The following is a 25,669-nucleotide window of genomic DNA, read 5'->3' on the forward strand; positions in this document are numbered from 1 at the left end:
GGCGGTCACCGCGCAAGCCCCGCAAGCCGCCCCGGCTGGCCGACCCGCACCGCCGGCTGCGCCTGGGCACCCTGCTCGTCCTCGCGCTGTTCGTGACCATCGGCATCCGGCTGGTCTTCCTCCAGGCGGTCGACACCCCGGCGTACGCCGGCGGCGGCCTGGCCACCCGGCTGACCCGGGTCGACCTGCCCGCTCCCCGGGGCGCGATCTACGACCGCACCGGCGCCCCGCTGGCCAACAGCGTCGAGGCCCGGTACGTCTTCGCCGACCCGACCCGGGTCAAGGACCGCGCGGCGACCGCCCGGGCGCTGTCGCCCCTGCTCGGCCTGCCGGCCTCCGACTTGGCCGAGCGGATGAAGCCGCGCACCCTGGAGAACGGGATCGCCTCCCAGTTCGAGTACCTGGCCCGTGGCGTCGACATCCCCACCGCCAAGAAGATCGTGGCGCTCGACCTGTACGGCATCGGCGTGCACCGCGACGAGCGGCGCGAGGTGCCCGGCGGCGACCTGGCCGCCAACCTGATTGGCTTCACCAGCCAGGACATGGTCGGCCTGGAAGGGCTGGAGGCCCGCTACGACGAGCTGCTGCGCGGCGAGAACGGCCGCCGGGTGTACGAGGCCGGCCAGGGCGACCTGGACGCCCCGATCCCGGGCGGCTACAGCAGCACCACCGCGCCCAAGCCGGGCAGCTCCCTGACCCTGACCATCGACCGGGACATCCAGTTCAAGGCGCAGCAGGTGCTCAAGGGGCAGATGGCCAAGGTGCAGGGCAGCGTCGGCGTGGCCGTCGTCATGGACGTGCCCACCGGCGAGGTGCTGGCCCAGGCCAGCCACCCCACCTACAATGCCGCGAAGCCGGAGGAGAGCGACCCGACCGACCGGGAGGACGCGGCCACCAGCTTCGTGGTCGACCCTGGCTCGATCCACAAGGCGATCACCTTCGGCGCGGCGTTGCAGGAGGGCGTCGTCACCCCGGACACGGCGCTGCCGATCGCCGACTCCATCGTCAGGGGCGACACCACCTTCCGCGACACCCACCCGGCGAACGGGCGGCGGATGAGCCTGGCCGGGATGCTCGCGTACTCGTCGAACGTCGGCACGATCGAGATCGCCGACAAGCTCGGCCCGGACCGGCTGATCGACTACCAGAAGCGCTTCGGGCTCGGCCAACCCACCGGCGAGGGCATGCCCGGAGAGGCCAGCGGCCGGCTGCTGCCCGCGCAGGCGTGGAGCGGTTCGTCGTACGGGTCGGTGCCGATCGGGCACAGCGTCGACGCCACGCCGCTGCAGATGGCCGCCGTGTACGCCGCGATCGCGAACAACGGCACGTACGTCCAGCCGCACCTGATCAAAGAGGTGATCAGCGGTCGGGACGGCAGCCGCACCCCGGGCAAGGCACCGGTCACCCGGTCGGTGCTCAGCCCGCAGCACGCGGCGGCGCTGCGGACCATGCTGGAGGCGGTCACCACCGTCGACGGGGCCACCGGGCTCGCCGCGGCGGTGCCCGGCTACCGGGTGGCCGGCAAGACCGGCACCGGCCTCCGCTACGCCAACGGCAAGCAGCAGCCCGGCGAGGTCGGCTCGTTCATCGGGATGGCCCCGGCGGACAATCCGCGCTTCGTGGTGGCGGTCTTCGTGTGGAGCCCCGGCGGCGGGGGCGGGGCGGTCGCCGCGCCGGCCTTCCGCGACATCATGGGCTACACGCTCAGCCGCAACCGGGTTCCCCCGTCCGGCACGCCGGCGCCCAAGTTCGAGGTCTTTCCGCGCTGACCAGGCGCGGCGGGACATCATCGGTTGGTGGGGACGAACCACCGGGGCGGCTGTACGGTCGGAACCGGACGACCGGGTAGGGTCTGACGCCGTGCCCGGCAATCCACGCCCCCGTACCGTGACCGGACTCCGGCTCGGCGAACTCGCCGACCGGCTCGCCGTCGAGGCCCCCGGAGGAACCGCCGACGTGACGGTGACCGGGGTGACCCACGCCAGCCAGGAGGTCCGCCCCGGCGACCTGTACGCCGCGCTGCCCGGCGCCCGCCGCCACGGCGTGGAGTTCGCCGCCGCCGCGTCCGCCGCCGGCGCGGTGGCCGCCCTCACCGACCCGGCCGGCGCGCCGGCGGTGGCCCGGGCGGGGCTGCCGGCGCTGGTGGTCGCCGACCCCCGTGCGGCGCTCGGCGCCCTCGCCTCCGCCGTCTACGGCGACCCCACCGCCGGGCTGACCGTCATCGGGATCACCGGCACGGCCGGCAAGACCTCCACGGCGTATCTCGTCGAGTCGGGGCTGCGCGCCGCCGGCCACGTCACCGGATTGATCGGCACGGTGGAGACCCGGCTGGGCGACCTGGTGGTCGACAGTGTGCGGACCACCCCTGAGGCCACCGACCTGCACGCCATGCTCGCCGCCGCCCGGGAGCGTGGGGTCACCGCGCTGGTCATGGAGGTCTCCAGCCACGCCCTGGCCATGGGCCGGGTCGGCGGGGTGCGCTTCACCGTCGGCGGGTACACCAACTTCGGCTCCGACCACCTGGACTTCCACGCCGACTCGGCGGACTACTTCGCCGCGAAGGCGCAGCTGTTCGACGGGCGCTGCGCCGTCGAGGTGCTCAACCACGACGACCCGGCGCTGCGCCCCCTGTTCACCCCCGCCACGGTCAGCTACTCGGCCGCCGGCGACCCGACGGCCACCTGGTACGCCACCGACGTCGACGGCGAGGGGTACGCGCAGCGGTTCACCGCGAACGGCCCCGGCGGGCTGACCGTGCCGGCCGGGGTGGCGCTGCCCGGGCGGCACAACGTCGCCAACGCCCTGCTGGCCATCGCCGCGCTGGTCGGCGCGGGCGTGGACGCGCCCACCGCCGCCGCCGGGGTGGCCGCCTGCGGCGGGGTGCCCGGCCGGCTGGAGCTGGTTTCGGCAACCGGCCCGGTGCGTGGGGTGGTCGACTACGCGCACAAGACCGACGCCATCGTGGCGGCCCTGGCCGCGCTGCGTGAACTCAGCGCCGGGCGGCTGATCTGCGTCATCGGCGCCGGCGGCGACCGGGACCGCGGCAAGCGGCCGGAGATGGGTGCCGCCGCCGCCCGGGGCGCCGACGTGGTGCTGGTGACCGACGACAACCCGCGTACCGAGGAGCCGGCGGCGATCCGGGCGGAGGTGCTGGTCGGGGCGTACGCGGCGGCCACGCCGGCCCGGATCGTCGAGGTGGGTGGCCGGCGCGCGGCGATCGACGAGGCGGTCCGGCTGGCCGCCCCGGGGGACGTGATCGCCGTGCTCGGCAAGGGACACGAGCGCGGGCAGGAGGTGGGCGGCGAGGTGTTGCCGTTCGACGACCGGACGGAGCTGGCCGACGCGCTGCGCGCCCGCTTCGGGGACCTGGCGGGCCGGCGATGATCCCGCTGACGCTGGCCGAGGTGGCCGAGGCGGTCGGCGGCCGGCTGGTCGCCGCCGACCCCGCCGCCCTGGTGACCGGCCCGGTGGAGTTCGACTCGCGCAAGGCTGGTGCGGGCGCGCTGTTCGTCGCGTTCCCCGGCGAGAAGGTGGACGGTCACGACTACGCCGCCGCCGCCGTGGCCGGCGGCGCGGTGGCGGTGCTCGGCACCCGCGAGGTGCCCGGGGTGCCGATGGTGCTCGTCGGCGACGCCCTCGACGCCATGGGCCGGCTGGCCCGCGCGGTCGTGGACCGGCTGCCCGCGCTGACCGTGATCGGGCTGACCGGCTCGTCGGGCAAGACCACCACCAAGGACCTGATCGCCCAGCTCACCGTGCGGCTCGGCCCGACGGTGGCCCCGCCGGGGTCGTTCAACAACGAGCTGGGGCACCCGTGGACGGCGTTGCAGGCCGACCAGGACACCCGCTTCCTGGTGCTGGAGAAGGGCGCCCGGGGGGTGGGGCACGTGCGCTACCTGTGCGAGGTGGTGCCGCCGCGCATCTCGGTGGTGCTCAACGTCGGCGTGGCGCACCTCGGCGAGTTCGGCTCGGTGGAGAACATCGCGCTGGCCAAGGGGGAACTGGTCGAGTCGCTGCCCGCCGACGGGCTGGCCGTGCTCAACGCCGACGACCCCCTGGTCGACGTGATGGCGGCACGGACCGCCGCCCGGGTGGTGCGCTACGGCGAGGCGGCGCACGCCGACGTGCGAGCCGTGGACGTGACCCTGGACGGGCGGGGCCGCGCCGCGTACACCCTGGTGACGCCGGAGGGGAGCGCGGCCGTGCGGCTCGGGCTGACCGGCCGGCACCAGGTGTCGAACTCGCTGGCCGCCGCGGCGGTGGCCCGGGAGCTGGGGATGCCGCTGGCGGAGCTGGCCGCCGCGCTGGGCGAGCTGGGCCTGGTCTCCACCCGTCGGATGGACGTCTTCGAGCGCCACGACGGCGTGACGGTGATCGACGACTCGTACAACGCGAACCCGGCGTCCACGGCGGTGGCGCTGCGGGCGCTCGCCGGGATGCGCGGCGCGGGGCGCGCGGTCGCGGTGCTCGGCTACATGGCCGAGCTGGGGGAGTACGAACGACAGGGGCACCTGGAGGTCGGCCGGCTCGCGGCCGAGCTGGGTGTGGACCGGCTGCTCGTGGTGGGCGAGCCGGCGGCGCCGATCCACGAGGGCGCGACAGCGGTAGAGGACTGGGGAGGAGAGTCGGTGCTGCTCACCGATCAGGCGGCGGCCGTCGAGGTGCTGCGGAGTGAACTACGGCCGGGCGACGTGGTCCTGGTGAAGGGCTCCCGGTACCGCACCTGGGAGGTGGCCGACGCGCTGCGCGTCGAGGCCACGGGCGGGGGAGCCGCCGCATGAGAGCGGTGATCGTCGCCATCGGGGTGGCCTTCCTCGTCTCACTGTTCTGCACCCCGATCGCGATCAGGGTGTTCACCCGGCTCAAGGCCGGCCAGCCGATCCGGGCCGAGGGCCCAATCATGCACCAGGGCAAGAAGGGCACGCCGACGATGGGCGGCGTGGTCTTCATCCTGGCCACGGTCATCGCGTACGTCGCCGGGCACCTCGCCCTGACCACCCTGCCGGATGCCCAGATCGCCCAGGTCGAGCCGACGATCACCGCGCTGGTGCTGCTGGGCCTGATGGTGTTCTCCGGCGCGGTCGGCTTCATCGACGACTTCCTGAAGGTCCGCAAGCGGCACAGCGGTGGCCTCAACAAGCGGGGCAAGCTGGCGGGTCAGATCCTGGTCGGCGCGGCCTTCGGCGTCGTCGCGCTGTACTTCCCGAGCAGCATGACCGACGCCAGCGGCGCGGCGACCAACACCGAGACCGTCGGCGCCACCACGCTGAGCTTCATCCGGGACATTCCCGCGCTGGACGTCTCCAAGATCGGCGCGGTGGTCATCTTCATCTTCGTGGTGATGGCGGCGACCAACGGCGTGAACCTCACCGACGGCCTGGACGGCCTGGCCACCGGCGCGTCGGTGATGGTCCTCGCCGCGTACGCGCTGATCGCGTTCTGGCAGTACCGGCACTGGTGCGCCGACCCGTCGTACACGGCGAATCCGGACAACTACTGCTACACGGTGCGGGACCCGCTGGAGATCGCGCTGATCGCCGGGGCGGCGGCCGGGGCCTGCGTGGGCTTCCTGTGGTGGAACACCTCGCCGGCCCGGATCTTCATGGGCGACACCGGCGCGCTCGGCCTGGGCGGCCTGATCGCCGGTATGGCGATGTCCACCCGGACGATCCTGCTGCTGCCGATCATCGGCGGGCTGTTCGTGATCATCACGATGTCGGTGGTCATCCAGATCATCTCGTTCCGCACCACCGGCAAGCGGGTGTTCCGGATGTCGCCGCTCCAGCACCACTTCGAGCTCGCCGGATGGAGCGAGGTCAACATCGTGGTCCGGTTCTGGATCATCGCGGGGATCGGCGTGGCCATCGCGCTCGGCCTGTTCTACAGCGATTTCCTCGCCGCGATGGGCTGAGCCGCCGCCTCCCGCCCCGCCCTCCTTCTGCCCGGCGACACGCCGACCACGGCGTTCGGCGGGAACGGGGCGCTCACATTCGCCATGATGGGCGGGTGGGGGAGGACCGAGGCAGCGGCACGACGACGGCGGACACACAGCCCCGGCGGGCGGCGGGGGGTGCAAAGAGCGCTGACCCCCCGCCGGCGCCGGCGTTCGGCCTGGACGCCGCCGGCGGGCTGGCCGCGCTGCGCGGCCTGCTGGCCCGGCCGCTGGCCTCGTACTACCTGCTGATCTCCAGCGCCGGCCTGCTGCTGGTCATCGGCCTGACCATGGTCTTCTCGGCCACCAGCGTGAAGAACTACGCCGAGGAGGGCAACGCCTTCGCCGACGCCACCCAGCAGGCGATCTTCGCGGTGATCGGGGTGGTGGCGTTCTGGGTGTGCCAGCGGCTGCCGGCCAGTACCTACCGGTCGGTGGCCGGGCCCGCGCTCGGGATCGCCGTGGCGCTGCTGCTGGTGCTCAACCTGCTGCTCGCGCTGAACTCGTTCTTCGGGGTGAAGCGGGTCGGGCCGCTGGAGGCAGAGCTGCTGTGGCTGTTCGTCGGCGGCATCCAGCTCCAGCCGTCCGAGCTGGCGAAGTTCGCGCTGGTGCTGTGGGGGGCCGACGTGCTGGCCCGCAAGGGCGCCCGGCTCGGCTGGTGGAAGGAACTGGCCACCCCGCTGTTTCCCGTGGTCGCGCTGCTGTTCGTGCTGGTCGGCTACAACGACGTCGGCACGATGCTCTGCCTGCTGGCCCTCGTCGTCGGCCTGCTCTGGGCGGCCGGGGTGCGGACCAAGGTGTTCGCCGTGCTGTCGGTGATCGGGCTGGTCGGCATCGGGCTGCTCGTCGCCGCCGCCTCGCTCGGCGCGGGCTCGGGGGCGAAGGGCGAGGAGAACTACCGGCTGGCGCGGCTCACCATCTTCTTCAACCCGCCCGAACCCAAGGACTGCTTCGAGACCTGGTGCTACCAGCTCGTCCAGGGCCGCAACGCCATCGAGCACGGCGGCTGGTTCGGCGTCGGGCTGGGCAAGAGCAGCCTCAAGTTCGGCTGGCTGCCCGAGGCGCACAACGACTTCATCTTCGCCGTGCTCGCCGAGGAGCTGGGCGTGGTCGGTTGCGTGGTGCTGATCACCCTGTTCGCGGTGCTCGGCTACACCGGGCTGCGGATCGCCCGGCGGGTGGAGGACCCGTTCCGCCGGCTCGCCGCGGCCGGGGCCACCACCTGGCTGGTCGGCCAGGCGATCATCAACATCGGCGGGGTCATCGGCCTGATGCCGATGACCGGCGTGCCGCTGCCGTTCATCTCCGACGGCGGAAGTGCCCTGGTGGTGACCATGGCGGCGATTGGGATGCTCGCCTCGTTCGCCCGCTGCGAACCCGACGCGGCCCGAGCCCTGCACGCCCGTCCGCCCGCCCGATGGGTCCGACTACTCTGGGCCCCGTTGCCGCCGCTTCCCGGCCGGCGTCGTCGTCCGGCGCCGCCACCGGCGGACCGTGGGTCCGTACCCCGGTCGCGGGCGCGGCGCGAGGACGACCAGGCCGCATCCCGCGGTGCCCGGCCGGACCGGGCCCGGGGCGGCGCGGCGAGCGAGAGGAGACGCTGATGGGTCCGCTGCGTTCGGTGGTGCTCTGTGGAGGGGGCACGGGTGGCCACATCTACCCGCTGCTCGCCTTCGCCGACTGCCTTCGCCGACACGACCCGGGCGTCCGGATCACCTGTCTCGGCACACCGAAGGGCCTGGAGAACGAGCTGATCCCGCCGGCCGGCTACGACCTGCGGCAGATCCCCGCCTACCAGCTGCCCCGTTCGGTGAACATGAGCCTGGTCCGCACCCCCGACCGGATGTGGAAGGCGGCCCGCGCGGCGGGCAAGGTGATCGACGAGGTGCGCGCCGACGTGGTCGTCGGCTTCGGCGGGTACGTCTCGGTGCCCGGCTACCTGGCCGCCTGGCGGCGCGAGCTGCCGATCGTCATCCACGAGGTGAACGTGCCGCCGGGGGTGGCCAACCGGCTCGGGATGAAGTTCACGCGCAACGTCGCGGTGGGCTTCCCGCACCAGCCCACCCAGGCGGAGGCGCTGCGCGACGCCCGGGTGGTCGGCGTGCCGCTGCGCCGGGGCATCGCCGGGCTGGACCGGGCCGCCAACGCCGCCGCCGCCCGCGCCCACTTCGGACTCCGCCCGGACCTGCCGGTGCTCTTCGTCGCCGGCGGCTCGCAGGGCGCCCGCTCGATCAACCTCGCCGTGGCCGGCGCGGCGAAGGAACTGGCCCGCAACGGCGTGCAGGTGCTGCACGTGATGGGCGCCCGCAACGAGCCGGTGCCGGTCCCCACCGACCTGCCGGTGCCGTACGTGACGCTGCCGTACCTGTCCCAGATGGAGATCGGCTACGCCGCCGCCGACCTGATGCTCGGCCGTGGTGGGGCGATGACCTGCGCCGAGGTGGCCGCGATCGGGCTGCCCACCATCTACGTGCCGTATCCGCACAGCAACCAGGAGCAGAAGCGCAACGCGCTGCCCGTGGTGGAGGCCGGCGGCGGGCTGCTCGTGGACGACGCCGAGCTGACCCCGGCCTGGGTGGAGCGCACCATCATCCCGCTGATCCGCGACCCGCACCGGCTCGCCGCGATGGGTGCCGCCGCGGCGGCGTACGGGCGGCGCGACGGCGACGAGGCGCTGCTGAACTTCGTCTACGAGGCGGTGGCCCGGTGAGCGGGCCGGCCGTCGCGATCGGAAGGTGCCCGTCATGAACACCGCGCAGTTCACCCCGGCCGGCACGCTGACCGCCGAGGACCTGGGCCGGATCCACCTGATCGGGGTCGGCGGTGTCGGCATGAGCGGGCTGGCCCGGCTCCTCCTCACCCGGGGCCTGCCGGTCTCCGGCAGCGAGCTGCGGGAGTGGCCGTCGCTGGCCGGGATGCGGGCGCTGGGCGGGACCATCCACATGACCCACGAGGCGGCCAACCTCGACGGTGTCGACACCGTCGTCTACTCCTCGGCGATCCCGCAGGACCACCTGGAGCTGGTGGAGGCGCGCCGGCGCGGGCTGCGGGTGCTGCACCGCTCCGAGGCCCTGGCGGCGGCGATGACCGGCCGGCTCACGGTGGCGATCGCCGGCACCCACGGCAAGACCACCACCACCTCGATGGTGACGATGGTCCTGCAACAGGCCGGCGCCGATCCGTCCTTCGTGATCGGCGGGGAGATCTCCGAGGTCGGCTCGGGGGCGCACCACGGCACGGGCGAGCACTTCGTGGTCGAGGCGGACGAGAGCGACCGCTCGTTTCTCATCTACCGCCCGTACGTCTCGTTGATCACCAACATCGAGGCCGATCACCTCAACACGTACGGCGACCTGGCCACGCTGGAGGCGGCGTTCGCCGAGTTCGCCCGGCTCACCGACAGGCGCGGGTTCATCGTCACCTGCGCCGACGACCCGGGCGGACGGCGGCTGGCGCAGACGCTGCGCGCCGAGGGACGGCAGGTGCACACGTACGGCGAGGCGGCCGACGCCGACCTGCGGCTGAGCGGGATCGTCTCCTCCGCGCAGGGCGTGCGCTACCTCGCCGAGATCGACGGGCGCCCGCTGGGCGAGTTCCGGCTGCCGGTGCCGGGGCGGCACATGGGGCTCAACAGCGCGTCGGCGGTGCTCACCGCGTACCTGCTGGGGTTGCCCGTCGAGGCCGCGGAGGCCGCGCTCGCGACGTTCCCCGGGGTGCGGCGGCGCTTCGAGCGCAAGGGCGTCGCCGACGGGGTGCTGGTCTACGACGAGTACGCCTACCACCCCACCTCGATGACGCTGGCGTTGCGGACGCTGCGCGAGGTGGCCGGCGACGGGCGGCTGATCGTGGTGTTCCAGCCGTACCGGCTCTACCGCACCCGTGACTTGCAGGCGGAGATCGCGGCGGCCCTCGGCATCGCCGACGAGCTGGTGCTGCTGGAGGTCTTCGGTCCCGGCGAGCTGCGTCAGCCCGGAGAGGGCTCGGCCGCGCTGGTCGAGGCGGTGCCCCTGCCGGCCGACCGGAAGGTCTTCGTGGGCTCCTGGGACGACGCGCCGGTCGAGGTGGCCCGCCGGGCCCGCCCGGGCGACGTGGTGGTGACCATGGGCGCGCCGCCGATCTCGCTGATGGGCGACGAGCTGCTGGCGGCCCTGGCGGCCCGTGCCGGTAACGCCGCCGGCGGCTCGGCGGCCACCGCCGGATGAGCCCCGGTCCGGCGCGCGGCCGTACCGCCGGCGCGGATTCGGGCGGCGGCCGGCGCGGGCCGGTGCGGCGCTGGCAGCTGGTGCGGGCCGGCACGGACGCCGTGCCGCCGTCGACCCGGCGGTTCATGGCCCGGGCCCGGCGGCGCCGGATGCGCGCGGCGCTGCCCTGGGCGGTGACCGTCGGGGTGTTGGCCCTGGCCGCGCTGGTGGCCTGGACGGTGCTCGGCACCGGGCTGCTCGGCGTGCGCGAGGTCCGCGTGGAGGGCGCCGCGCTGGTCACCTCGGTGGAGGTCCGCGAGGCCGCCGCGGTGCCGGACGACGAGCCGCTCGCGCGGGTCGACCTGGCTGCCGTCGCCCGGCGGATCGGCGCCCTTCCCCCGGTGGAGCGGGCGACGGTCATCCGGGACTGGCCGGGCACCCTGGTGGTGCGGGTGGTGGAGCGCACGCCGGTGGCGGCGGTGCCGCAGGGCGAACGGTTCGCCGTGGTCGACCGCTCCGGGGTGGTCTTCCAGTCGTCGCCCCGGCAGCCCGACGGCCTGCCGGTGGTGCGGGTCGTCCGGCCGGGCCCGGCGGATCCGGGAACCCGAGCTGGGCTGGAGGTGCTGGGCGCGTTGACCCCCGAGCTTCGCGGCGAGCTGGTGGAGGTCAGCGTCGAGGGACTGGCCCGGATCAGCCTGCGGCTGCGCGGTGACCGGACCGTCGTCTGGGGGGACGCCACCCGGGGCACGGACAAGGCGCGGGTGGCCACGGTCCTGCTCGGTCGCAAGGCCGACACGATCGACGTGAGCGCGCCGGACGTGGTCACCTTCAGGTGACCCGCCGGTCAGCGGTCCGTGCGTGGCGGGCCGACCGGTGGCCCGAAGGTGGGGTGTGGCCCTCTCCGGCGGCGACACGCCGGGCGGGTCCTTGGCTCCGGGCGTGAGGCCGCTTACGTTGCCCCGAAGAGGATCAGTAGTTGACATTACAGTAAGCCTCTAGTAGAGGGTGAGGGTTCACCTCTCGGCCTCGCGCGGGGGCGCAGCCGTGTCGGCGCTGGTCTGGCCAAGCCGTGTGGGGTCGGCCCATGCCAATCTCGAAGGGAAAGGACCGGAGATGACACCTCCGCACAACTACCTGGCGGTCATCAAGGTCGTCGGCATCGGGGGTGGCGGCGTCAACGCCGTCAACCGGATGATCGAGGTTGGGCTCAAGGGCGTCGAGTTCATCGCGATCAACACCGACGCGCAGGCGCTGCTGATGAGCGACGCCGACGTCAAGCTGGACGTGGGGCGCGAGCTGACCCGGGGGCTCGGCGCGGGTGCCAACCCGGACGTCGGCAAGAACGCCGCCGAGGACCACCGCGACGAGATCGAGGAGGTGCTCAAGGGTGCCGACATGGTCTTCGTGACCTGCGGCGAGGGCGGCGGCACCGGCACCGGCGGCGCGCCGGTGGTGGCGAACATCGCCCGCAAGCTCGGCGCGCTGACCATCGGCGTGGTCACCCGCCCGTTCTCGTTCGAGGGCAAGCGCCGCCAGGTGCAGGCCGAGGCGGGGATAGACGAGCTGCGCAACCAGTGCGACACGCTGATCGTCATCCCCAACGACCGGCTGCTGGCGCTCGGCGACCGCAACATCAGCATGATGGACGCGTTCCGCACGGCCGACCAGGTGCTTCTCTCCGGTGTCCAGGGCATCACCGACCTGATCACCACCCCGGGTCTGATCAACCTGGACTTCGCCGACGTCAAGAGCGTGATGAGCGGCGCGGGCAGCGCGCTCATGGGCATCGGCAGCGCCCGGGGCGAGAACCGCGCGGTCGAGGCGGCGGAGGCGGCCATCTCCAGCCCGCTGCTGGAGCAGAGCATGGACGGCGCGCGTGGCGTGCTGCTCTCCATCGCCGGCGGCTCGGACCTCGGCCTGTTCGAGATCAACGACGCGGCCCAGTTGGTCACGGACGCGGCCCACCCGGACGCCAACATCATCTTCGGCGCGGTCATCGACGACGCCCTCGGCGACGAGGTACGGGTCACCGTGATCGCCGCCGGGTTCGACAGCGGGACGCCGGCGTACAAGCCCGAGCCGAGCCGCAAGAGCAACCAGAACCAGCCGACCCAGCCCACCACGCCGGTGCCGCCCCCGACCACGATGCCGGCACCGTCCCAGTCGCCGCGCCGGGTGCTCTTCGACGACGTGGACGTGCCGGACTTCCTCAAGAACGGATCCTGACCGCCGGAGATGACCGACGTGAACCCGACGGTGCGCCCTGACCCGGGGCGCCCCGACCGCCGGGCCGAGCTGGCGGTCGGGCTGGCCCGGGTCCGGGCCCGCATCGCCGACGCCTGCGCGGCCGTAGGGCGGGACCGTACCGAGGTCACCATGATCGCGGTGACCAAGACGTACCCGGCCTCCGACGTGCTGGCCCTGGCCAGCCTCGGCGTGGTCGACATGGGGGAGAACCGCGACCAGGAGGCCGCCGGTAAGGCCGCCGAGGTGGCCGCCGCCGGGGCGACGCCGCGCTGGCACTTCATCGGGCAGTTGCAGCGCAACAAGTGCCGCTCGGTGGTCCGCTACGCCGACGTCGTCCAGTCGGTCGACAGCGTCCGGCTGGCTCGGGCGCTCGACGCCGCGGCCCTGGCGAACCGGGACCGCCCGGTCGACGTGTTTGTCCAGGTCAGCGTCGATGCCGACCCCGCCCGGGGCGGGGCGCTGCCGGGCTCGGCCGACCCGGACGCCGGGCTCGACCCGGTGGCCGAGGCGGTGGCCGGCGCGACGGGGCTGCGGCTGGCCGGGCTGATGGCGGTGGCCCCGCTGGGCTGGGAGCCGGAGCGGGCGTTCGCCCGGCTCGCCGAGGTGGCGCGGGCGTTCCGCACGGCCCATCCGGAGGCGGTCGCGCTCTCCGCCGGCATGAGCGGGGACCTGGAAATCGCGATCGAGTACGGCGCGACACATGTCCGCGTCGGCAGCGCGTTGCTCGGAATGCGTTCCAGGCTGCGGTAGCCTCTCCGCGAGAGAAGCAAATTACATCAGTGTTGTTTCAGGAGCGGCGTCCCTTCGTCAGGGGGCGCGGTCCGCGACCGCGAATCGTGGGCCGGGGATTGCCGTTCCGGTCCGGTGGGCAGTTGTCCACTCGCGAGAAGCGACACGGCACGGGGGCGCGTGCCGCACGGCGGACGGAAGGGCGCGGGATGGGTGCACTGCGCAAGGCGGGGGTCTGGCTCGGTCTGGTCGAGGAGGACGACGAGCGAGCGTACGACGACGGTGGCTACGACAAGGGTGGCTACCGCGAGTCGTCGCGCTACCGGCAGGGTCGGTACGCCGAGGAGTTCGCCGACGACGATGACGACGACGCCGACGAGTCGCCGGCACCCCGGCCCCGGGCCGGTGAGCGGGGCCGGCTGACCGAGCGCTCCGCCACCCGCCCGTTGGACTCCGACCGGGACCGGGCGGACTCCGACCGGCCGGAGCGCGGCGAGCGGGTCGAGCGCGCCGACCGCTCCAGCGTCCGGTCGATCACCCGCAGCTCCGGCGCGGACGGCTCCGGGGCGCTGACCTACCACACCCGGGACAACCTCGCCCTGGCCCCGCAGGCCCAGCCGAGGGAGCGGGTGGCCCCGGTCGAGGAGGAGCAGCGGTACCAGATCACCACGCTGCATCCCACCACCTACCGGGAGGCCCGCACGATCGGGGAGCACTTCCGCGACGGCGTCCCGGTGATCATCAACCTCACCGAGATGGACGAGGCCGATGCCCGCCGGTTGGTCGACTTCGCTGCCGGGCTGGCCTTCGGGCTGCGCGGTACGATCGAGCGCGTGACCAACCGGGTGTTCCTGCTCTCACCGGCCAACGTCCAGGTCACCGCGGAGGACAAGGCCAAGATCGCTGAGGGTGGGTTCTTCAGCCTGAGTTAGCCCCGCCCGACCGAGGGACGTCGCCTGCTGTGTTGTCGATCCTGCTGCAAGTGCTGTACCTGATTCTGTATGTCTTCCTGATCATTCTTCTGGCCCGGTTTGTCCTCAGCGCGGTCCTCGCCTACGGGCGTCGCTGGCAGCCCGGCCGGGGGGCGAGAGTGGGGCTGGAATCCGTGTGGAGCGTCACTGATCCGCCTCTTAAGGCGTTGAGGCGTGTGATCCCTCCGCTGCGAATTGGTACCGTGAGCATCGACCTGGCCTCCCTTGTGCTCCTGGTTATCCTGTTCGTGCTGATGGAGTTCGTGTTGAAGCGGCTGATCCTCGGGTGATGAAGACCCGCAGGTCCAGCCCGCTACGCGGCCGCAACTGACCCGAGGAGTTTCGATGCCGCTGACCCCGGCCGACGTCCACAACGTCGCCTTCAAAAAGCCGCCGATCGGCAAGCGGGGGTACGACGAGGAGGAGGTCGACGCCTTCCTGGACGAGGTCGAGCGCGAGCTTGCCCGTCTGATCGAGGAGAACAACGAGCTGCGCGCCCAGGTGGAGCGCGGCGGTCGCGGCGGTGCCCCCGCCGGCCCGGGCGGCGACGCCCGACTCGCCGCTGAGCTCAACGACGTCAAGGCCCAGCTCGACCGGGTGCAGCGCGACAAGGCTGCGGCCGAGCAGGCCGCCCGCGCGATGCAGGCCGAGCTGGAGCAGGTCCGTGCCCAGGGCGGCCCGGCCGTGGCCGGTGACGGCGAGCAGCAGGCGCTGCGGGTGCTGATGATGGCCCAGCGCACCGCCGACGACCACGTCTCCGACGCCCGTCGCGAGGCCGACCAGCTGCTCTCCGAGGCCCGTTCCAAGGCGGAGGAGGTCACCCGCGAGGCGCGGGCCAAGGCCGACGCCCTGGAGCGCGACGCCCGCCAGCGGCACCAGGAGGCCATGGGCGGCCTGGACGCCAAGCGCACCGCGTTGCAGAAGCACATCGAGGAGCTCAAGCAGTTCGAGCGGGAGTACCGCACCCGGCTCAAGGCGTACCTGGAGAGCCAGCTGCGCGACCTCGACGGTCGTGGTCAGGGCCTGGAGGCCGAGATGACCCGGTCCGAGGGCGGCCGGGCAGTCGGGGGCAGCAACGGCCTCGCGGCCGCCGGCCTTGCCGGTTCGTATGGTGGCGGGCGCTCCGGCGCGCTGGAGTCCGGCCGCTGATCCTCGGGTACGGCGGCCGTCGTGGGGACGGCCACCGACCGTGCCAGCTGAATCCGACGCGGCGGGGGTGAGCCGTGATAGTCGCTAGCCTGCTGCTCATCCTCGTCGCCGTCGTGCTTCTGGTGGTCGGCCTCGCTGGTGGCTCCAGCGTGCTGCTGGCCGCGTCCATCGCGGCCAGCCTGCTGGCCGCCATCGCGTTGGTGGTGGGTGCCCGCCAGGCGGCCGCCAGCCGGGCGGCAGCCGCCCGGGTCGACCCCGACGCGACCGAGGAACGCCAGCCCCCGGCCGGCCGCGCCCGGCGGGGCGGGGCCAACTCCCCGGCCGGGCCGGACATCCCGGTCCAGCGCGCCTCTGCCCCAATCGACGCCGACGACACCGGGTGGCGGCAACCGCCCGGGTCGCCGGTCGCCGGGGCGAATCCGGACGCCGCCGCGGCGGGTGACGCCGCAGTGCCCGCGGACGAGCCGCCCGCGCTGCGGATATCGCCGGCCGACGCGGCGCTGGTCGCCGTGCTCGACGCCGAGGTCCAGGTGGTGGACGGCAGGCCCCGCTACCACCTGGCCGACTGCCCCCACCTCCACGGCCGGGAGCCCGAGCCGCTGCCGGTGGCCGAGGCGGTGCGGCTGGGCTTCACCCCGTGCGCCCGCTGCGCGCCAGACGACGCCCTCCTCGCCGACGCCCGGCCGCGCTGACTTTCGATGGACGACACGCTCACCGTCGCCGTGCGGGTCAAGCCGGGTGCCGCCAGGGCCCGCGTCGGTGGCCGACACGACGGCCCGCACGGGCCGGCCCTGGTGATCGCCGTGAACGCCCCGCCGGTCGACGGCCGGGCCACCGAGGCGGCCCGCCGGGCCCTCGCCGACGCGCTCGGCATCCGGCCGGCGGCCGTCGCCCTGCGTGCCGGCGCGGCGAGCCGGGACAAGCTCTTCCTCGTCGAGCGCCCGACGCCCGGGCTGGCGGAGGCGCTGCGCCGGATGCGCGACGGAACCGGCCGGTGACGGTTGGCCGCCCCGGGCCGGCATGACCCCCGGGTTCAATCTCGCGTTGCTGCTCGGCGCCGGCGTGCTGCTGGTGGCGGTGGGCGCGGTCCGTTTCTCCAGCCGCCTCGGCGTGCCCAGCCTCCTGGTCTACCTGGCCCTCGGGGTGGCGATCGGCGAGTCCGGGCTGGGCATCCGGTTCGACGACGTCGAGCTGACCCGCACCCTCGGCTTCTGCGCCCTGATCGTGATCATCGCCGAGGGCGGGCTGACCGCCCGGTGGAGCATCCTGCGCCCGGTGCTCGGCGTGGCCACGGCGCTGTCCACCGTCGGGGTGGTGGTGAGCATCCTGGTGGTCGGCCTGGTGGTCCATCTTCTGCTCGGGCTGGACTGGCGGCTGGCGATGCTCTACGGCGCGGTGCTCTCGTCCACCGACGCCGCCGCCGTCTTCGCGACCCTGCGCCGGCTGCGCCTGCCGCCCCGGCTGGTCGCCACCCTCGAGGCCGAGTCGGGGATGAACGACGCCCCGGCGGTGCTGCTGGTGGTCCTGCTGTCCCGCTCGGCCACCGAGGCCGGCCACCCGTGGTGGTACGAGGTGCTGCTGCTCGGCTACGAGCTGGGCGTGGGCGCCGCCGTCGGGGTGGGTGCGGGGCTGGCCGGCCGGGCGGCGCTGCGCCGGGCGGCACTGCCCTCGGCGGGGTTGTACCCGATCGCGGTGGTCGGCTTCACCGTGCTCGCGTACGCCGCCGGGGCGGTGCTGCACGCGTCGGGCTTCCTCGCCGTGTACGTGGCGGGGGTGCTGCTGGGCAACGCCCGGCTGCCGCACCGGCAGGCCATCCTCGGCTTCGCCGACGGGCTGGCCTGGCTGGCCCAGATCGGACTGTTCGTGCTGCTCGGGCTGCTGGTCTCGCCGGGCCGGTTGGAGGCGGCGGTGCTGCCGGCGGTCGTCGCGGGGCTGGCGCTGCTGCTGCTCGCCCGCCCGCTGTCGGTCGCGGTGTCGGCCACCCCGTTCCGCATCGGCCCGCGCGAGCAGGCGTTCCTGTCCTGGGCGGGGCTGCGCGGGGCGGTGCCGATCGTGCTGGCGACCATCCCGCTGTCGCAGCGGGTGCCGGGGGCGGAGCAGCTCTTCGACGCGGTCTTCGTGCTGGTGGTGATCTTCACGGTGCTCCAGGCGGGCACGCTCGCCCCGGCCGCGCGCCGACTGCGGGTGACCGCGCCCGCCGAGCCGGCGGAGATCCGGGTGGAGACCGCGCCGCTGGAACGGATGCGGGCCGACCTGCTCCAGTTGGAGGTGCCCCCGGGCTCGCGGCTGGGCGGGGTGCACGTGGACGAGCTGCGGCTTCCGGTGGGCGCATCGGTGACGCTGGTGCTGCGCGACGGGGCGGGCTTCGTGCCCGGCCCGAACACCCGGCTGAAGGCGGGCGACAGCCTGCTGATCGTGGCCACCGCCGGGGTGCGGGACGCGGCCGAGCGGCGGCTGCGGGCGGTCAGCCGCCGGGGCCGCCTGGCCCGATGGTTTGGCGAGTACGGCGACGACCGCGACGACTGATCTGCTAGCGTTCCTTTTGCCCATCTATGGGCTTATCGAGGCGGAATGGCGGTACGGCGGTGCGGCACGTTGTCGGACGCCTGTACGTTCCGTATTCTTGCCAACCTCCGGAGTGCGCGGCGGTCCTCGCCGCGCGCCCGTTTTGTTACCTGGGGGCGCCAGGCCGGTGCCCCCTGTCCAGAGGCCGTGGCATGCCACGGTCCCGTGGCGCGAGGGAGTGACGATGGTGAAGCCAGCCGACACCAGGACCGCCGGGCGCAAGCCGGTGGCCAGGACCACCCGCAGCGCGGCGGAGACCGAGAAGATCCGGGCCGCGCTGGCGGCCCGTCGCGACGAGTTGAGCGCCGAGTACGATCAGACGCTGAGCGAGATCACCGAGCTGCAGCGCGACCGGCTGACCGACTCGGCCGGGGACGACCAGGCCGACACCGGGACCAAGACGCTCGAGCGGGAGCAGGAGATCTCACTCGCCAACAGCATCCGGGAACGGATCACGCAGGTCGAGCGGGCCCTGGAGCGGCTCGACGAGGGCGGCTACGGCTGGTGCGAGAAGTGCGGCGACCCGATCCCGGTGGAGCGGCTCGCCGCCTTCCCGTCGGCGACGCTCTGCGTGAAGTGCAAGCAGCTGGAGGAGCGGCGCTGACCTCGCTCCCCGGCCGATCAGGACGGTGAGCGATCACCGCCGAGAGCGTCGATGGGGAGCAGATGACGGCTACACCGCCCGCCGGATCCGAGACCGGCACCGCCGGGCCAGGCGGGGGCAGGCCCCGACGCCGGGCGATCGTGATCCTCGCCAGCGTCGGCGTGGTCGCCTTCCTGGCTGACCTGCTCACCAAGCACCTGGCGCTCCAGGCGCTCAGCGACCGGGAGCCGGTGAAGCTGCTCGGGGGCGCGGTCTACCTCAGCCTCACCCGCAACAGCGGTGCGGCGTGGAGCATCGGCAGCGACCACACCTGGATCTTCCCGCTGATCACCATGGCGGTGATCGGCTGGATCGGGTGGATGGCGCTGCGGCTGCGTTCGGTGCCGTGGGGGGTTTCGCTCGGACTGGTGCTCGGCGGGGCGCTGGGCAACCTGGCCGACCGGATCTTCCGCGCCCCGGGCCACTTCGTGGGCCACGTGGTCGACATGATCAGCCTCTTCGACCCGTACGGGCAGGTGTGGCCGGTGTTCAACCTGGCCGACAGCGCGCTGGTCTGCGGCGTCGTGCTGGCCGTGTTCCTGGAGCTGACCGGCCGGCAGCGCGACGGGTCCCGGCTCGGCCGGAAGCAGCCCGCCGCGCAGGCCCCGGTCGAGCAACGGGAGCGGGCGTGACGGCCGCCGGCGGCGACCACCGGTCCCTGCCCGTCCCCGACGGCCTGGACGGGATGCGGCTGGACCAGGCCGTGTCCCGTCTCTTCGGGCTCTCCCGCACCGCCGCCGCGAACCTGGTCGACGCCGGGGACGCCCTGGTCGACGGCGTCGCGCGGCCGAACTCGCACAAGGTCAAGGCCGGCTCCTGGCTGGACGTGACGCTGCCCGCGCCGGCCGCCCCGCCGATCGTGGTGCCGCAGGCGGTGCCCGGCCTGACCGTCGTGTACGCCGACGACGACATCGTGGTGGTGGACAAACCGGTCGGCGTCGCCGCCCACCCCAGCCCCGGCTGGACCGGGCCGACGGTGATCGGTGGGCTGGCCGGGATCGGGCACCGCATCTCCACCAGCGGCGCGGCCGAGCGGCAGGGCGTGGTGCACCGGCTCGACGTGGGCACCACCGGGATCATGGTGGTGGCCAAGAGCGAGCAGGCGTACACCGCGCTGAAGCGGGCGTTCAAGTACCGCGAGGTGGAGAAGCGCTACCACGCCGTGGTGCAGGGGCACCCGGATCCGCTGCGCGGCACCATCGACGCCCCGATCGACCGGCACCCGCACCACGACTACCGCTGGGCGGTGGTCTCCGGCGGGAAGCCGAGCATCACCCACTACGACACCCTTGAGGCGTTCCCGTCGGCGAGCCTGCTCGACGTCCGGCTGGAAACCGGCCGCACCCACCAGATTCGGGTGCACTTCTCCTCGCTGCGCCATCCCTGCGTGGGCGATGTCACCTACGGCGCGGACCCGACCCTGTCGGCCCGGCTCGGTCTGGGCCGGCAGTGGCTGCACGCCCGGTCGCTGAGCTTCCTGCACCCGCGCACGGGCGACGAGGTGACCTTCGTCAGTGACTATCCCGACGACCTGGACCGGGCGCTGCGGATACTCCGCGACTGACCCGGCGACCAGCCGAGACTCCTGACAGACGAGGAGGCCCGCGCGGTGCGCGCTGCCGAACCGCCGCAGTCCGACCGGCCGTCGTTGGTCGAGCGTCCGTCGTTGGTCGAGCTTCCGGGGCCGGGCGTTCGGCCGGGGTCGGTCCGGCACCGGCCCCGCTGGCTCACCGTTGCCGCGCTGCTGTCGGTGGCGGCGGTGCTCGTCACGGCGGGCTGGGCCGGCCGCCGCGACCGGCCGGTGGGCGACCGCACGGTGGGCGAGGTCACCCGGGTCGGGGTGCGCCCCGGCGAGGCGATCCCCGGCTACCTGCGCGCCGCCGCGACCGAACTCGCGGCCCTGCCGGCGGGCAGCTCGCCGGCGGGCACGTACGCGCTGGTGTCGTTCGCGGACTACCTCGCACCGGGCCCGCTGGCCGACGCGCTCGCCGGCGTCGCGGTGGTGGAGGTGGTGGCGCGGGTGCCGCTGCCCGGCCGGCAGACCGAGATCGTCCGGCTGGCGGCCCAACGGCTCCCGCAGGACGTGGTCGCGGGAATGGCCGCGGTGGCGGGGCGCAAGGACCGCGAGGCCGCCGACCAGCGGGTCCGGGCCGCCACCGCCGACGACGCCGCGCTGCGCCGGGCGTACGAGACCGGGGCGTGGGTCGCGGCGGGAGAGGCGGCGGCGTACCGCGCGGCGTGCGGCTGCGCCTACGCGGCCGTCGTGCGGGGCGTGCCGGACGCGCTGCGCGCCTTGGCCGCCCGGCCCGCGGTCCGCGCGGTCGACCCGACCCCGGAGCTGCGCCGGCTGGACCGGACGGTGGTGACCCCGCCGCTGCCCGAGCAGCGTGACGTGGCCCGCCCCCCGGCCGACGCCGGGCCGACTCCGTTGGTGGGCGAATCGTCGGAAGCGGCACCGAAGGCGACCGAATACTCACTGAGAGTCGCCCTGGCGACGCCCGGTGCGGCCCTATCCGCCGTCGCGACCTCCCCGGACGCGCCCGCGGACAGCCGAACGGCGGTGCAGAAATGACAAAGATGAATCAGGATGTGCGCGGACCGGTGTGGTCCGAATAGGGTTTCGTTCGTAGCCTGTCAGGCGGAGATCGATGGCGCTGGGAGGGCGAGCCTTGGACGGCACGGAGACCAGCTGGGGTCGGCCGGCCGAACCAGCACCGCGGTGGCGGGCGCTGCTCGACCGGGCCCGGCTCGGCGGTCGCACCGCCGCGGAGCAGGACGAGGCCGACCGCCGCGCCGAGGAACCGCCGCACGTGACGCCGGAGCCGCTGCCCCGGCGCGCGTCCGGCAACGGCTACGCCGGGCGGGTGCCGACGATCGGCCCGGCCGGCGAGCAGCCGTATGGCGGGGAGCCCGGCTACCCGGCCGAACCGGCGCACGGCGGCTACCGGGCCGGGGCGAGTTACCGGGTGGACCCGGCCTACCGGATCGACCCGGCATACCAGCCGGAGCCGCCGGGGTACCAGGCCGAGCCGACCTACCAGCCCGGTCCGTCGGGTTACCAGGCCGAGCCGACCTACCAGGCCGAGCCCTCGTGGCGGGCCGATCCCGGGCACCTCGACCCGGAGCCGCCGCGCCGCGCCGACCCGGCCCCGCCCGGCCGGTCCCGGTACTCGTTGCTCGACAACGGCGGGTACCGTCCCGAGCCCCCGCCGGCCGAGTCGCGGTACTCGTTGCTCGACAACGGTGGATATCGCCCCGAGCCGGCGTACCAGCCGCCCCCGGCGGAGCCGGTCTACCGGGCCGAGCCGGCGTACCAGCCTGTCGCCGAGCCGGCGTACCAGCCGCCGCCCGGGCCGCCGGCGCTGGCCGAGCGGGGCTACCCGGCCCGCATCGAGTGGCGGGCGCAGAGCGCCGAGAGCGAGCTGGAACGCGCCGCCGGGGTGCTCCGTCGTGACCTGGGCACCCCCCGGGTGCTCGCCTTCGCCAACCCCAAGGGTGGGGTGCACAAGACCACGGCCACGGTGCTGGCCGCGGCCACCGTCGGCAGCGTGCGCGGCCGGGGCGTGCTCGCCTGGGACGACAACGAGCTGCGCGGCACCCTCGGGCTGCGCGCCGGCAGCGCCCGGCACGCCCGGACCATCCGGCACCTGATCCACGACCTCGCCCAGATCGAGATCCTGGAGGGTTCCAGCCTGTTGGGCAGCCTGGACGACTACCTGCGGCACGCCGCCGACGGCTCGTACGACGTGCTAGCCGGGGAGGAGAGTCCCCGGTTCGCCCAACGCCTGGACCAGTTCACCGTCAAGCGGGTGCTGGAGCTGCTGCGGCGCACCCACGACGTGATCTGCGTGGACACCGGCAACAACGTGGAGAGCCCGAACTGGCGCACGGTGATGCAGGCCGCCGACCAGCTCGTGGTCACCACCGTGCCCCGGGAGGACGCCGCGTTCAGCGCCGACTGGATGCTCGACCTGCTGCACGAGGTCGGCATGGGCGAGTTGGCCGACAACGCCGTCACCCTGATCTCCTGCCCGACGCCGGGCCGTTCGCCGTTGCAGACCGACCTGGAGCGGCACTTCGCCACCCGCACCCGGGCGGTGACCGTGGTGCCGTACGACCCGGCGCTGGAGACCGGCTCCTCGATCGAGTACCACCAGCTCCAGCCGGAAACCCGGCAGGCGTGGCTGCGCGCGGCGTCGGTCATGCTGGAACCCTTCGCCCGCTGAGGCCCCCGCGGCGGCACCGACGCCCCGGGGGCGTACCCGGTCTGGAAGGATCATCGGGTGAGCCCGGACACCTCCGACGCCGACCGGCCCGTGCCTCGTCCCGACCCGCCGGCCGACCCGTCCGCCGACCTGCTCGCCGGGCCGGTCCCCGGCGGCGTGGCCCAGCCCGGGCACCGCCCCGGCAGGGCGGTCGGCGTGGCGCTGGGCGCGGCGGTGGCGCTGACCGCGCTGGGCGTCCCGCTGGGGCTGCTCTGGGCGGCCGTCGCGCCCGACACCCAGGTGGTCAAGACCGCCGAGGGGGCCGTCTACGCCCAACCGCAGCCGGAGCAGCCGATCGCCGCGGACGGCTGGTTCAGCCTGCTCGGGCTCGGCTTCGGGGTGCTCGCCGCGTTGGCCCTGTGGGTGTTGCTGCGGCGGCGGCGCGGCCCGGTCGGGCTGCTCGCCGGGGCGGTCGGCGGCCTCGGCGCGGCGCTGGTTGCCTGGCAGGTCGGCCGACGGGTCGGCCTGTCGACGTACGAGCGGCTGCTGGCGGGCGCCCCGGACGGGCAGGCGTTCACCAAACCCGCCGACCTGCGAGCAGGGGGCCTGCACCGGTTCCTCGACGTGCTGCCCCTGCCGTACGGCAACCTGCTGCTGCCGGCGTTCGGCGTGGCCGTGACGTACACCCTGCTGGCCGGCTGGTCGCGCTGGCCGTCGCTGCGCCCGGAGCCCGAGCCCGACCTGTCCTGGGTCCTCATCGCCCCGCCGAGCGCAGGCCCGCCCACCGCCGCCGTGCCCACCGGATTCGAGGCCGGGCCGGGGCTCAGTTCGGGGCCGGCGGGCTCGCCAACTCCGACAGCGGCACCGGAACCGCCCGCACCTGGCGCAGCAGAGCCACCTCGCGGTTGAGCAGCCGCAGCTCGGCGCGGAGCCGGGCGGCGGTGTCGTCGACCGCGAGCAGTCGCTGCCGGTCGTCGACGGTCAGCATGGCGGTCGCGGCGACCAGGTGGGAGAGCACGGTCGGGTCCTCCGGTAGCTGCTCGGAGATGTCCTCCGGCCCGGGGCGGATCAGCCCGAGGTACTGCCGGAAGACCGAGATAACCCGGGCAGCCAGCAGGTCGGCGCTCTCGTCGGGGCCGTCCGGCTCGGGCAGCCACTCCACCTCGGCCGTCAGGTACGGCTCGGCGCCCACGTCGAGGTCGGCGATGCGGAACCGCCGCCGCCCAACGGTGACGATGTCGTACCCGCCGTCGGACAGCTCGGTCACCTGCCGCAGCTCGGCGGTGCAGCCGACCTCGTGCAGCGTGACGTCCCCGACGCCGGGAACGGGCCGCCCCGGGGCGCCGGGGGCGACCTCCCAGCCGGCCCGGATGGCCACCACGCCGAACTCCCGGGGCGCGCCCTCGGGCAGGCCCACCAGGTGGCGAACCAGGGCCCGGTAGCGCTCCTCGAAGATGTGCAGCGGCAGCACCAGGCCGGGGAAGAGCACCGTCCCGAGGGGGAAAACCGGCAACCGTGCAGTCACGGGATCGAGCCTAGCCCGACCGCGCCGCCCGGGCGCGGCCCGTCCCCGCCCCGGCGGGACCCTTCCGGCCCGCTCGCCGGCCGGCGTGGCTCGGCTCACCGTCCCGGGGTGCGGACGGCGCGGGCCCGCGGCCGGCCCGGCCGCCTAGACTCGCAGGCGTGTTGAATCGGATCGACCTGCGCGGCGGCGTCCGTGACCCCCGCCGCCTGCTGCCCCGTGCCCAGCTCGACGTCTCCGTGGCCGTCGAGCGGATCCGCCCGCTCGTGGAGGCGGTCCGCGAGCATGGATACCCGGCGATCCGCGCGGCGAGCGAACGGTTCGACGGGGTCTCGCCCGAGCGGCTGCGGGTGCCGGTTGAGGCGATCGCCGAGGCCGAGGGGACGCTCGACCCGCAGGTCCGCGCGGCCCTGCTGGAGTCGATCAGCCGGGCCCGGCGGGTGCACGCCGACCAGCGGCGCGTCGACCACACCACCCAGGTGGCGCCCGGCGGCACCGTCACCGAGCGGTGGGTGCCGGTGGACCGGGTCGGCCTGTACGTCCCCGGCGGTCTGGCGATGTACCCGTCGACCGTGGTGATGAACGTTGTCCCCGCCCAGGCGGCCGGTGTCCGGTCGCTGGTCGTGGCCAGCCCGCCGCAGCAGGAGAACGACGGCCTGCCCGATGCGCGGGTCCTCGCGGCCTGCGCGCTGCTCGGCGTCGACGAGGTGTACGCCGTCGGCGGCGCCCAGGCGGTGGCGATGCTCGCCTACGGCTCGACGGTCGACCCGGCCGGCGAACAGCACTGCGACCCCGTCGACATGATCACGGGGCCGGGCAACATCTGGGTCACCGCCGCGAAGCGGCTGCTGCGCGGCGTGGTGGGCATCGACGCCGAGGCCGGCCCCACCGAGATCGCGATCCTCGCCGACGACACCGCCGATCCGGCGCACGTCGCCGCCGACCTGATCAGCCAGGCCGAGCACGACCCCCTCGCGGCCAGCGTGCTGGTCACCTGCTCGATCGCGCTGGCCGACGCGGTCGAGGCCGAGCTGGGCCGGCAGGTCCCGGCGACCAAGCACGCCGACCGGGTCACCACCGCGCTGACCGGCGAGCAGAGCGGCGTGGTGCTGGTGGACGACCTGGAGGCCGGCCTGCGGGTGGTCGACGCGTACGCCGCCGAGCACCTGGAGATCCACGCCGAGAACGCCCGCGAGTGGGCGCTGCGGGTACGCAACGCCGGGGCGATCTTCGTCGGCGCGTGGTCGCCGGTGTCGCTCGGCGACTACTGCGCCGGCTCCAACCACGTGCTGCCCACCGGCGGCTGCGCCCGGCACTCCTCCGGCCTGTCCGTGCAGTCCTTCCTGCGCGGCATCCACCTGGTGGAGTACACGCGGGACGCGCTGCGGGAGGTGGCCCCGCACGTGGTCACTTTGGCCGGCGTCGAGGACCTGCCGGCGCACGGCCAGGCGGTCAGCGTGCGCTTCCCGGGGGAGGCGTCGTGAGCGGGCGCAGCGGGCGAACCATCGGGCTCGGACCCTCCCGG

24 protein-coding genes are annotated in these 25,669 nt (G+C 74.2%); 23 read left to right on the plus strand and 1 reads right to left on the minus strand.

All coding sequences use genetic code 11. The annotated features are described in order from the left end of the window. From E1258_RS06200 to E1258_RS06305, 22 genes are all read left to right on the plus strand, one after another. Positions 1-1,769 (plus strand): penicillin-binding protein 2 (locus tag E1258_RS06200; RefSeq protein WP_243715230.1); only part of this gene is annotated, 1,769 nt, incomplete at its 5' end. A gap of 91 nt (positions 1,770-1,860) precedes the next feature. Next, positions 1,861-3,384, plus strand: a complete 1,524-nt coding sequence (locus E1258_RS06205; protein WP_132397641.1) for a UDP-N-acetylmuramoyl-L-alanyl-D-glutamate--2,6-diaminopimelate ligase — start codon at positions 1,861-1,863, stop codon at positions 3,382-3,384. Then, positions 3,381-4,781, plus strand: coding sequence for a UDP-N-acetylmuramoyl-tripeptide--D-alanyl-D-alanine ligase (murF, locus tag E1258_RS06210; protein ID WP_132397643.1), 1,401 nt, complete (start codon positions 3,381-3,383; stop codon positions 4,779-4,781). Before E1258_RS06205 ends, murF begins: the two co-directional genes overlap by 4 nt. Beyond that, complete coding sequence (gene mraY, locus E1258_RS06215; RefSeq protein WP_132397645.1) at positions 4,778-5,911, plus strand: phospho-N-acetylmuramoyl-pentapeptide-transferase; 1,134 nt, start codon at positions 4,778-4,780, stop codon at positions 5,909-5,911. The genes murF and mraY overlap by 4 nt, the downstream gene beginning before the upstream one ends. 218 nt (positions 5,912-6,129) lie before the next feature. After that, positions 6,130-7,536: an FtsW/RodA/SpoVE family cell cycle protein gene (locus tag E1258_RS06220; protein ID WP_243715231.1), complete on the plus strand. Its 1,407-nt coding sequence runs from the start codon at positions 6,130-6,132 to the stop codon at positions 7,534-7,536. Next, positions 7,536-8,642 carry an undecaprenyldiphospho-muramoylpentapeptide beta-N-acetylglucosaminyltransferase gene (gene murG / locus E1258_RS06225; protein ID WP_132397647.1) on the plus strand — a complete coding sequence of 369 codons (1,107 nt, stop codon included), beginning with the start codon at positions 7,536-7,538 and terminating at the stop codon, positions 8,640-8,642. The genes E1258_RS06220 and murG overlap by 1 nt, the downstream gene beginning before the upstream one ends. A gap of 34 nt (positions 8,643-8,676) precedes the next feature. Next, on the plus strand, positions 8,677-10,134 hold the full coding sequence (murC, locus tag E1258_RS06230) for a UDP-N-acetylmuramate--L-alanine ligase (RefSeq protein WP_132397649.1): 1,458 nt from the start codon (positions 8,677-8,679) through the stop codon (positions 10,132-10,134). Further along, positions 10,131-10,949: a cell division protein FtsQ/DivIB gene (locus E1258_RS06235; RefSeq protein ID WP_132397651.1), complete on the plus strand. Its 819-nt coding sequence runs from the start codon at positions 10,131-10,133 to the stop codon at positions 10,947-10,949. The genes murC and E1258_RS06235 overlap by 4 nt, the downstream gene beginning before the upstream one ends. Before the next feature lie 277 nt (positions 10,950-11,226). After that, positions 11,227-12,339 (plus strand): cell division protein FtsZ, encoded by a 1,113-nt coding sequence (gene ftsZ / locus E1258_RS06240; RefSeq protein ID WP_132397653.1) that lies wholly within the window; start codon positions 11,227-11,229, stop codon positions 12,337-12,339. Between the two features lie 9 nt (positions 12,340-12,348). Beyond that, positions 12,349-13,110 carry a YggS family pyridoxal phosphate-dependent enzyme gene (locus tag E1258_RS06245; protein ID WP_132397655.1) on the plus strand — a complete coding sequence of 254 codons (762 nt, stop codon included), beginning with the start codon at positions 12,349-12,351 and terminating at the stop codon, positions 13,108-13,110. Between the two features lie 188 nt (positions 13,111-13,298). Continuing rightward, a complete protein-coding gene (locus tag E1258_RS06250; protein ID WP_132397657.1) occupies positions 13,299-14,021 on the plus strand; it encodes a cell division protein SepF in 723 nt (240 codons plus the stop codon). 29 nt (positions 14,022-14,050) lie between these two features. After that, positions 14,051-14,350, plus strand: a complete 300-nt coding sequence (locus E1258_RS06255; protein WP_132397659.1) for a YggT family protein — start codon at positions 14,051-14,053, stop codon at positions 14,348-14,350. A gap of 55 nt (positions 14,351-14,405) precedes the next feature. Next, entirely contained in the window at positions 14,406-15,209 is an 804-nt protein-coding gene (locus tag E1258_RS06260) for a DivIVA domain-containing protein (protein ID WP_132397661.1), read from the plus strand. Positions 15,210-15,283: 74 nt separating this feature from the next. Then, positions 15,284-15,901 carry a hypothetical protein gene (locus tag E1258_RS06265; RefSeq protein WP_132397663.1) on the plus strand — a complete coding sequence of 206 codons (618 nt, stop codon included), beginning with the start codon at positions 15,284-15,286 and terminating at the stop codon, positions 15,899-15,901. Positions 15,902-15,907: 6 nt separating this feature from the next. Then, positions 15,908-16,207: a DUF167 domain-containing protein gene (locus E1258_RS06270; protein ID WP_132397665.1), complete on the plus strand. Its 300-nt coding sequence runs from the start codon at positions 15,908-15,910 to the stop codon at positions 16,205-16,207. Positions 16,208-16,229: 22 nt separating this feature from the next. Further along, a complete protein-coding gene (locus E1258_RS06275; RefSeq protein ID WP_132397667.1) occupies positions 16,230-17,735 on the plus strand; it encodes a potassium/proton antiporter in 1,506 nt (501 codons plus the stop codon). 223 nt (positions 17,736-17,958) lie between these two features. Further along, on the plus strand, positions 17,959-18,378 hold the full coding sequence (locus tag E1258_RS06280) for a TraR/DksA family transcriptional regulator (protein ID WP_007072152.1): 420 nt from the start codon (positions 17,959-17,961) through the stop codon (positions 18,376-18,378). A 62-nt stretch (positions 18,379-18,440) separates the two neighbouring features. Next, positions 18,441-19,049, plus strand: coding sequence for a signal peptidase II (lspA, locus tag E1258_RS06285; protein ID WP_132397669.1), 609 nt, complete (start codon positions 18,441-18,443; stop codon positions 19,047-19,049). Between the two features lie 53 nt (positions 19,050-19,102). Further along, positions 19,103-19,981: an RluA family pseudouridine synthase gene (locus E1258_RS06290; RefSeq protein WP_243715232.1), complete on the plus strand. Its 879-nt coding sequence runs from the start codon at positions 19,103-19,105 to the stop codon at positions 19,979-19,981. Between the two features lie 45 nt (positions 19,982-20,026). Further along, entirely contained in the window at positions 20,027-20,989 is a 963-nt protein-coding gene (locus E1258_RS06295; protein WP_132397673.1) for a hypothetical protein, read from the plus strand. A gap of 76 nt (positions 20,990-21,065) precedes the next feature. Further along, positions 21,066-22,643 (plus strand): AAA family ATPase, encoded by a 1,578-nt coding sequence (locus tag E1258_RS06300; protein WP_132397675.1) that lies wholly within the window; start codon positions 21,066-21,068, stop codon positions 22,641-22,643. A gap of 57 nt (positions 22,644-22,700) precedes the next feature. Continuing rightward, on the plus strand, positions 22,701-23,531 hold the full coding sequence (locus E1258_RS06305; protein ID WP_132397677.1) for a DUF2567 domain-containing protein: 831 nt from the start codon (positions 22,701-22,703) through the stop codon (positions 23,529-23,531). On the opposite strand, the gene E1258_RS06310 is transcribed toward E1258_RS06305, so the two are convergent. Then, the gene (locus E1258_RS06310) at positions 23,446-24,147 is read right to left on the minus strand and encodes an LON peptidase substrate-binding domain-containing protein (protein ID WP_132397679.1); all 702 of its coding nucleotides are present in this window, start codon (positions 24,145-24,147) and stop codon (positions 23,446-23,448) included. The two genes, E1258_RS06305 and E1258_RS06310, sit on opposite strands and share 86 nt — an antisense overlap. A gap of 158 nt (positions 24,148-24,305) precedes the next feature. On the opposite strand from E1258_RS06310, the gene hisD reads away from it, so the two are divergent. Continuing rightward, the gene (gene hisD / locus E1258_RS06315) at positions 24,306-25,628 is read left to right on the plus strand and encodes a histidinol dehydrogenase (RefSeq protein ID WP_132397681.1); all 1,323 of its coding nucleotides are present in this window, start codon (positions 24,306-24,308) and stop codon (positions 25,626-25,628) included. Positions 25,629-25,669: the final 41 nt, after the last annotated feature.

Source organism: Micromonospora sp. KC207, assembly GCF_004348615.1.
Taxonomy (GTDB): domain Bacteria; phylum Actinomycetota; class Actinomycetes; order Mycobacteriales; family Micromonosporaceae; genus Micromonospora.

Bases quoted from the DNA above. Each gene is read 5' to 3' on its own strand.
- murF (WP_132397643.1), top strand. From the start codon at position 3,381: ATGATCCCGCTGACGCTGGCCGAGGTGGCCGAGGCGGTCGGCGGCCGG.
- mraY (WP_132397645.1), top strand. From the start codon at position 4,778: ATGAGAGCGGTGATCGTCGCCATCGGGGTGGCCTTCCTCGTCTCACTG.
- murG (WP_132397647.1), top strand. From the start codon at position 7,536: ATGGGTCCGCTGCGTTCGGTGGTGCTCTGTGGAGGGGGCACGGGTGGC.
- murC (WP_132397649.1), top strand. From the start codon at position 8,677: ATGAACACCGCGCAGTTCACCCCGGCCGGCACGCTGACCGCCGAGGAC.
- E1258_RS06235 (WP_132397651.1), top strand. From the start codon at position 10,131: ATGAGCCCCGGTCCGGCGCGCGGCCGTACCGCCGGCGCGGATTCGGGC.
- ftsZ (WP_132397653.1), top strand. From the start codon at position 11,227: ATGACACCTCCGCACAACTACCTGGCGGTCATCAAGGTCGTCGGCATC.
- E1258_RS06245 (WP_132397655.1), top strand. From the start codon at position 12,349: ATGACCGACGTGAACCCGACGGTGCGCCCTGACCCGGGGCGCCCCGAC.
- E1258_RS06250 (WP_132397657.1), top strand. From the start codon at position 13,299: ATGGGTGCACTGCGCAAGGCGGGGGTCTGGCTCGGTCTGGTCGAGGAG.
- E1258_RS06260 (WP_132397661.1), top strand. From the start codon at position 14,406: ATGCCGCTGACCCCGGCCGACGTCCACAACGTCGCCTTCAAAAAGCCG.
- E1258_RS06270 (WP_132397665.1), top strand. From the start codon at position 15,908: ATGGACGACACGCTCACCGTCGCCGTGCGGGTCAAGCCGGGTGCCGCC.
- E1258_RS06275 (WP_132397667.1), top strand. From the start codon at position 16,230: ATGACCCCCGGGTTCAATCTCGCGTTGCTGCTCGGCGCCGGCGTGCTG.
- E1258_RS06280 (WP_007072152.1), top strand. From the start codon at position 17,959: ATGGTGAAGCCAGCCGACACCAGGACCGCCGGGCGCAAGCCGGTGGCC.
- lspA (WP_132397669.1), top strand. From the start codon at position 18,441: ATGACGGCTACACCGCCCGCCGGATCCGAGACCGGCACCGCCGGGCCA.
- E1258_RS06290 (WP_243715232.1), top strand. From the start codon at position 19,103: ATGCGGCTGGACCAGGCCGTGTCCCGTCTCTTCGGGCTCTCCCGCACC.
- E1258_RS06300 (WP_132397675.1), top strand. From the start codon at position 21,066: ATGGCGCTGGGAGGGCGAGCCTTGGACGGCACGGAGACCAGCTGGGGT.